At 71.2% G+C, this 6,720-nt stretch carries 6 protein-coding genes; 4 read left to right on the top strand and 2 right to left on the bottom strand.

Annotated elements, in window-relative coordinates:
• Window positions 1-224: 224 nt before the first annotated feature.
• The gene (locus tag ACFW9D_RS37435) at window positions 225-2,048 is read left to right on the top strand and encodes a glycoside hydrolase family 3 protein (RefSeq protein WP_384629864.1); all 1,824 of its coding nucleotides are present in this window, start codon (window positions 225-227) and stop codon (window positions 2,046-2,048) included.
• 151 nt (window positions 2,049-2,199) lie between these two features.
• On the opposite strand, the gene ACFW9D_RS37430 is transcribed toward ACFW9D_RS37435, so the two are convergent.
• Together ACFW9D_RS37430 and fabG are read right to left on the bottom strand one after the other, a co-directional pair.
• On the bottom strand, window positions 2,200-3,162 hold the full coding sequence (locus ACFW9D_RS37430; RefSeq protein ID WP_384629862.1) for an aromatase/cyclase: 963 nt from the start codon (window positions 3,160-3,162) through the stop codon (window positions 2,200-2,202).
• 19 nt (window positions 3,163-3,181) lie between these two features.
• On the bottom strand, window positions 3,182-3,967 hold the full coding sequence (fabG, locus tag ACFW9D_RS37425) for a 3-oxoacyl-ACP reductase FabG (protein WP_188341968.1): 786 nt from the start codon (window positions 3,965-3,967) through the stop codon (window positions 3,182-3,184).
• A 127-nt stretch (window positions 3,968-4,094) separates the two neighbouring features.
• Between fabG and ACFW9D_RS37420 the strand changes: the two genes are divergently transcribed.
• The 3 genes from ACFW9D_RS37420 to ACFW9D_RS37410 all read left to right on the top strand — a co-directional run bounded on the left by ACFW9D_RS37420 (window position 4,095) and on the right by ACFW9D_RS37410 (window position 6,578).
• Entirely contained in the window at window positions 4,095-4,607 is a 513-nt protein-coding gene (locus ACFW9D_RS37420; RefSeq protein WP_384629860.1) for a nuclear transport factor 2 family protein, read from the top strand.
• Window positions 4,608-4,729: 122 nt separating this feature from the next.
• Window positions 4,730-5,809 (top strand): serine hydrolase, encoded by a 1,080-nt coding sequence (locus tag ACFW9D_RS37415; protein WP_188341970.1) that lies wholly within the window; start codon window positions 4,730-4,732, stop codon window positions 5,807-5,809.
• 7 nt (window positions 5,810-5,816) lie between these two features.
• Window positions 5,817-6,578, top strand: a complete 762-nt coding sequence (locus tag ACFW9D_RS37410) for an SDR family NAD(P)-dependent oxidoreductase (RefSeq protein WP_188341971.1) — start codon at window positions 5,817-5,819, stop codon at window positions 6,576-6,578.
• Window positions 6,579-6,720: the final 142 nt, after the last annotated feature.

Here is a 6,720-nt window from a genome sequence, read left to right as displayed (position 1 = left end):
GATGGAGATGGCGCACGAAGTGCGCATCTCCAGGGGCGCGGGGAACTGCGCGAGAAGCCCCACCGGCCCGCACCCGGCGACGAATCCGCCCCCGGCAGACGCTGCCGAACACCCGCCACAACCCGGAGCACCCCGCCAAGTACCTTGACTGGCAGAAACTTTCTCGATATCCGTGTCGCGCGGAAGTTTTCTTCACACCGCCCCTCCCTCCGGAAGGAGCGCACGTGCCCGAGCTGTCCAGACGTACGCTGATCGCCGCCGCGACCGCCACGGTCGCCGCCGCAGGCCTGAGCGCCGCACCCGCCCAGGCGTCCACCGAAACCGATGAGGACCGGGCCCGTTCCGACCGGGCCCTCAAGCAGGTCATCTCCGGGATGTCCCTGGAGGAGAAGGTCGGCCAGCTGTTCGTGATGCGGGTCTACGGCCATTCGGCCACCGACCCCGACCAGGCCGACATCGACGCCAACCTCAAGGAGATCGGCGTCCGCACGGCCGCCGAGATGATCGACCGCTACAAGCTGGGCGGCATCATCTACTTCGCGTGGGCGCACAACGTCCGCGACCCGCACCAGATCGCCGACCTGAGCAACGGCATCCAGGCCGCGGGCCTCGCCCAGGACTCCCGCGTCCCGTTGCTGATCTCGACGGACCAGGAGCACGGCATAGTGGCCCGGGTCGGCAAGCCCGCCACCCTGTTCCCGGGCGCGATGGCGCTCGGCGCGGGCGGCTCGCGGGCCGACGCGCGCAAGGCGGGCCAGATCGCGGGCGCCGAGCTGCGCGCGGTCGGCATCCGGCAGGACTACGCGCCGGACGCGGACGTCAACATCAACCCGGCGAACCCGGTGATCGGCGTCCGCTCCTTCGGCGCCGACCCGAAGGCCGTCGCCGGGATGGTCGCCGCGCAGGTCAAGGGCTACCAGTCCGCGCACATCGCGTCGACGGCCAAGCACTTCCCGGGGCACGGCGACACGGTCGACGACTCGCACGCCAAGCTGCCGTACATCCACCACACGCGCGAGCAGTGGGAGCAGCTGGACAAGCCGTCGTTCGAGGCGGCGATCGCCGCCGGCATCGACTCGATCATGACGGCGCACATCGTGGTACCGGCCCTCGACCCGGCCGAGGACCCGGCGACCCTCTCGCACCCGATCCTCACCGGCATCCTGCGCGAGCAGCTCGGCTACGACGGCGTCGTGGTGACCGACTCGCTCGGCATGCAGGGCGTACGGACCAAGTACGGCGACGAACGCGTACCCGTGCTCGCGCTGAAGGCGGGCGTGGACCAGCTGCTCAACCCGCCGTCCCTGTCCGTCGCGTGGAACGCGGTGCTGAACGCCGTGAAGGGCGGCGAGCTGACCGAGGAGCGGCTCGACGAGTCGATCCTGCGCATCCTGCGGCTCAAGGCCAAGCTGGGCCTGTTCGACGAGCCGTACGTGTCGCACGGCCAGGTCGACAAGACGGTCGGCACCCACCAGCACCTCGCCGCCGCCGACCGGATCGCCGAGCGCACGACGACGCTCCTGGTGAACAAGGACCGGCTGCTGCCGCTGAACCGGCGCACCCACAAGAAGGTCCTGGTGCTCGGCGCGAACCCGGCCTCGCCCTCCCTGAGCGACGGCCCGCCCACCACCGTGCTGGGCGCCGCCCTCACCGAACTCGGCTTCACCACGACGGTCCTGGCCACCGGCACGGCCCCCAGCCAGGCCGCGATCGACCAGGCCGTCGCCGCCGCGGCGGGCCAGGACGCGGTGCTGATCGGCACGTACAACGTGACGGCGGGCAGCGCCCAGCAGAAGCTGGTGAAGGCGGTCGCGGCGACCGGCGTCCCGGTGGTCACGCTGTCGATGCGCAACCCGTACGACGTGGCCCAGCTGGACGTCTCGGCCGCGCATCTGGCCGCGTACTCCTGGATCGACGTCGAACTGCGGGCGGCGGTACGCGTCCTCACGGGCGCCGCCGAGCCGCAGGGCAGGCTGCCCGTGCCGGTCCAGCGAGCCGACGACCCGTCGAAGGAACTCTTCCCGATCGGGTTCGGGCTCACCTACTGACGGAGTTCGACTGCGGGCCGGTGGGACTTCTCCCGCAGTTCCCCCCGGCCCCACCGGGTAAATCGGACCGCCGGCCCAGGCGTTTAGGGGGGCGGGGGACGGCGCGGGCACCCCCCCCCCGGGCCGCCGCCCCCCTTTCGCACGCCCGGGCCTACGCCGCGCTCTCCGCGAACGCCTTGGCCAGGTTCAGCGTCGCCGTGCTGTTGCGGCCCAGCGCCTCGCGCACGTAACCACGCGCCCGCGCCACGTCCGCACCCTGGCCCAGCACCCGCTCGATCGGCTCCTCGCGCAGCACCACACTGTGGTGCGACGTCGCGACGACGCCACCGCCCTCGGCCGGCACGACCGTCCAGCGGCCCGTGTGCGCCGCCATCAGAGCGGGCGTCTCCGTCTGCTTGTAGACGATCCGCCGGTCCTCGGGGAAACACACCCGCACCGACTCGGTGGTGTGCACCGACCCGTCGGCGGTCCGCGTGTCCATCGCCATCACCTGCACGCCCGGCTCGTCCTCGGTCAGCTCGAGCCGGTCCACGTGCGCCACCCGCTCCGGCCACTTGCCGGCCTGCTCCAGGAACGCGTACACCCGCTCCGCGGGACCGTCGATCCGCACGGAGTCCTCGAAGGACAGCACCAGGCCCTCCAGAGCACGCCAGCCGGACACCAGAGTCCGCAGGTTCTCCAGCTCCTTGCGGCTGTTGGAGTCCGTGGCCCGCTCGACCCACTCCACGTCCGCCGGATCGTCACCCACGACCGTGAAGTCGTGCAGCAGCGTCAGCCGCGAACGCTCGGGACCCAGCTCGGTCACGATCCACGAGCCGCCCATCGACTCCACCGGAGCCGCCGACACCTCCTGACGGAAGTCGATCCGCCGCGCCGACGGGTCCAGCACACGGCGCGAAGCCCACGACTTCACCTGCCCGTTGGCCGTCGCCCACATCCGCAGCCGTTCGGTCGTGCCGTCGGACTCCAGCTGCTCCACATGCACGTTCGGCGGGAAGAACAGCGGCCACCGGCCGGTGTCCGCGACGATCCCGTACACCACGTCGGCCGGGGCGTCGGCCTCCACCTCGTGAACGGTGCGGTGCACCCGCCCGCCCGTCTCCTCGTTCGACATCGGACTGTGTCCCCTCCGGTCAGAAATTGCCGAGTCCGCCGCAGACGTTCAGCGCCTGCGAGGTGATGGACGACGCGAGATCGGTCGTCAGATAGCCGACCAGGCCCGCGACCTCCTCCGGCGTCGCGTAGCGGCCCAGCGGGATCTTCGCCGTGAACTTCGCCATCACGGCCTCCTCCGACGTCTCGTACGCGGCCGCGTAACCGGCCCGCACCTTCTGCGCCATCGGCGTCTCGACATACCCCGGGCACACCGCGTTCACGGTGATGCCCGTCGGCGCCAGCTCGTTGCCCAACGCCTTCGTGAAACCCACCACGCCGTGCTTGGAAGCGGAGTACGGGGCGCCGAGCACGACACCCTGCTTGCCCGCCGTGGACGCGATGTTGATGATCCGGCCGTAGGCGGCGCCCTCCATGCCGCCCTTCTTCAGCACCTCGCGCGTCAGCAGGAAGACGCTGTTCAGGTTCGTGTTGATGACGTCGAACCAGAGGTCGTCGTCGATGTCGGCGGTCACACCGCCACCGCTGCGGCCGGCGTTGTTGACCAGCACGCTGATCGGGCCGAACGCGGCCACCGCGGCGGCGACCAGCGCCGTCACCGACTCACGGTCGCGCACGTCGGCCGCGGTGCCGTCGGCCTCGATGCCCTCGCTCCGCAGCTGAGCCACCGTCTCGGCGACCTTCTCGGGCGTACGCGCGCACAGGAACACGCGATGGCCGCGGCGCCCCAGGTCGCGTGCGACAGCCAGGCCGATGCCGCTCGTGGCACCGGTGACCAGCGCCACCGGGTTCGTGGGTGCCGTCATGTCTCTCCTCCAGAAAAACGGTCGGTGCCCCGACCGTGTCCCGCCCGGCTCGGAGCCCGCTGGACGCGGGCTGGAGGGCACCGGGGTCGAGGGTTTCTCGAAGAAGGCTCGATGTGCGGCGCCCACAGTGACGCGCAGCAGCCGCGTGCTGACCACCGACGAAGCGGAGAAGTCCGTGACCATCCTGGCCGATCTCACGACCGCCGTACGGCTGCCCGCCGTCGAGTCCGCGGTCCTGCACGCCGAGGTCCAGCAGTTCTACACCCGCCAGATGCAGCTCCTCGACCTGCACCGCATCGAGGAGTGGGGCGAGTCGTTCACCGAGGACGCCACCTTCGCCCTGCCGATCCTGCCCGAGCCGGTCCGTGGCCGCGCCGACCTCGTCTCCTCCACCCGCGCCAACAACGCCCGGCTCGTCGAGGCCAGGGAACAGCACCGCCACGTCGTCACCATGCTCGACGTGCGCCCGCAGCAGGACGCCACGGTGCAGGTGCGCTCCTACGTCGCCGTCTACGCCACCACGCTCGGCGAGGCCTCGCGCCTGCACCGGATGTGCGTCTGCGAGGACATCCTCGTGCGCGACGCGGACGGACGACTCCAGGTCCGCACCCGCCTCGTCACCCGCGACGACCTGGCCTGACGCACGCCGGCCCGACCGGCCTCCACCTCCGCTCCACCGCCTCCCGGCCGTGCCGCTACCGGCCGCGGGGACGCTGCCCGTACCCGCACCACCACGCCTTGTACCCATGGGGGTTTTCCGACATGACCCAGACGACGATCGCCCGGCCGGAGACCTCGGCCCTTCAGACGGCCGTGCAGGGCGCCGCCGACCGGCTCGTGGAACTCGGCGCCGCCGGCGTCCAGTTCCGTGTCGCGCGGGGCGAGGAGTCCTTCGTCGTGACCTCCGGCATCGCCGAGCTGGGCACGGACCGGCCGGTCCCCGAGGACGGCCGCTTCCGCATCTCCTGCATCACCAAGCCGTTCGTCGCGGTCGTGGTGCTCCAGCTGGTCGCCGAGGGCAAGATCGACCTCGACCGCACGGTGGAGAGCTACCTGCCGGGGCTGCTGCCGGAGTACGGCGAGAAGATCACCATCCGCAACCTGATGCAGCACACCAGCGGCCTGTACAACTACATGGACTCGTTCCAGAAGCCGGGTGACCGCTTCCTGCGCGACCGCTACAAGCACTACGAGCCGAAGGACCTCATCGCCATCGCGGCCGCCAAGCCGCTGGAGTTCGAGCCGGGCACGAAGTTCATGTACTGCAACACGAACTACTTCATCATCGGCCTGCTCATCGACAAGGTCACCGGCCGTTCCTACCGCGAAGAGATCACCGAGCGCGTCCTGCGGCCGCTCGACCTCACCGAGACGGTGCTGCCCGGCGACGACCCGAACATCCCGGAGCCGCACGCCCGCGGCTACATGGAGATCGGCGGCAAGCCCGTCGACGTCACCCTGATGAACCCGTCCGAGGCCGGCTGCGCGGGCGAGATCATCTCCACCACCAAGGACCTCGACACCTTCTTCTCCGGCCTGTTCGGCGGCAAGCTCCTGGCCGAGGCGCAGCTGGCGGAGATGACCACGGCCCTGCCGCCGGAGATGATCGAGAACCTGCCCATGGGCATCGGCTACGGCCTGGGCATCATGAAGCTGCAGAACGACAAGGACCTCGACCTGTGGGGCCACGGCGCGGGCATCCCGGGCTACGCCACGCTCGCGGCGACCACCCGTGACCTGCACGCGCGCGTGCAGCTGTCGTTCACCATCGGCGACAAGGACTTCGGCCACGACGCCGAGCAGGCCGTCATCCGCGGTGTCAACACCGCTCTGTGCTTCTGAGGCTGTCATGACGAACACTGAGGTTCGCAAGGCGGTCGTCGTCACCGGCGGCGGCACCGGGATCGGCGCCGCCACCGCCCGCGCCTTCGCCGAGGACGGCGCGCACGTCCTCGTCGTCGGCCGCAGCGAGGCCACGCTGAAGGAGACCGCGGACGGGTACCAGGACCGGATCCGGGTACTGGCCGCGGACATCTCCGACGCCGGAGCGCCCGAACGGGTCGTGGAGAGCGCGCTGCGGGAGTTCGGCCGGCTCGACGTGCTGGTGAACAACGCCGCCGTCACCGGTTTCACGGGCCTCGAGGGCCTGGACCGGGACACGGTCGCAGCGCATCTCGGCACGAACCTGCTGGCCCCCGTCTTCCTGACGCAGCGGGCGCTGGACGCGCTCGAGGCCACCAAAGGCGTCGTCGTCAACGTGAGCTCGGCCGGCTCCCTCGGCCTGCGGGCCTGGCCCGACAACTCGGTGTACGGCATGGCGAAGGTCGCCATGGACTTCCTGACCCGCACCTGGGCCGTCGAGCTCGCGCCGCGCGGCATCCGCTCGGTGGGCATCGCGCCCGGTGTGGTGGACACGGGCGTCGGGGTACGGGCCGGGATGCCGCAGGAGGCCTACGACGGGTTCCTCGCGCAGATGGCCGGGCGCATCCCCGCGGGCCGGGTCGGCCGGCCCGAGGACATCGCCTGGTGGATCGTGCAGCTGACCCGCCCCGAAGCGGCGTACGCCAACGGCACCGTCCTCGCGGTCGACGGCGCGCTCTCGGTCACCTGAGCGCCCCCTTCCCCGGCGACGAACGACGAAGGGCGGGGCCCACCGGATCCGATCAGGGGGGGGCCCCCCCCCCGGCGCGGGGGGAGAGTCACGCCGGGGCCATCACCCCGAGGGGGGGCGCCCCCCCCCCCTCGCGACCCCC

Source organism: Streptomyces sp. NPDC059524, from assembly GCF_042749255.1.
Taxonomy (GTDB): domain Bacteria; phylum Actinomycetota; class Actinomycetes; order Streptomycetales; family Streptomycetaceae; genus Streptomyces; species Streptomyces xanthii.
This window is presented reverse-complemented; position numbering and strand designations above follow the sequence as displayed.

Coding starts and splice junctions, on each gene's coding strand:
- fabG (WP_188341968.1), bottom strand. CDS start 3,967: ATGACGGCACCCACGAACCCGGTGGCGCTGGTCACCGGTGCCACGAGC.
- ACFW9D_RS37430 (WP_384629862.1), bottom strand. CDS start 3,162: ATGTCGAACGAGGAGACGGGCGGGCGGGTGCACCGCACCGTTCACGAG.
- ACFW9D_RS37410 (WP_188341971.1), top strand. CDS start 5,817: ATGACGAACACTGAGGTTCGCAAGGCGGTCGTCGTCACCGGCGGCGGC.
- ACFW9D_RS37415 (WP_188341970.1), top strand. CDS start 4,730: ATGACCCAGACGACGATCGCCCGGCCGGAGACCTCGGCCCTTCAGACG.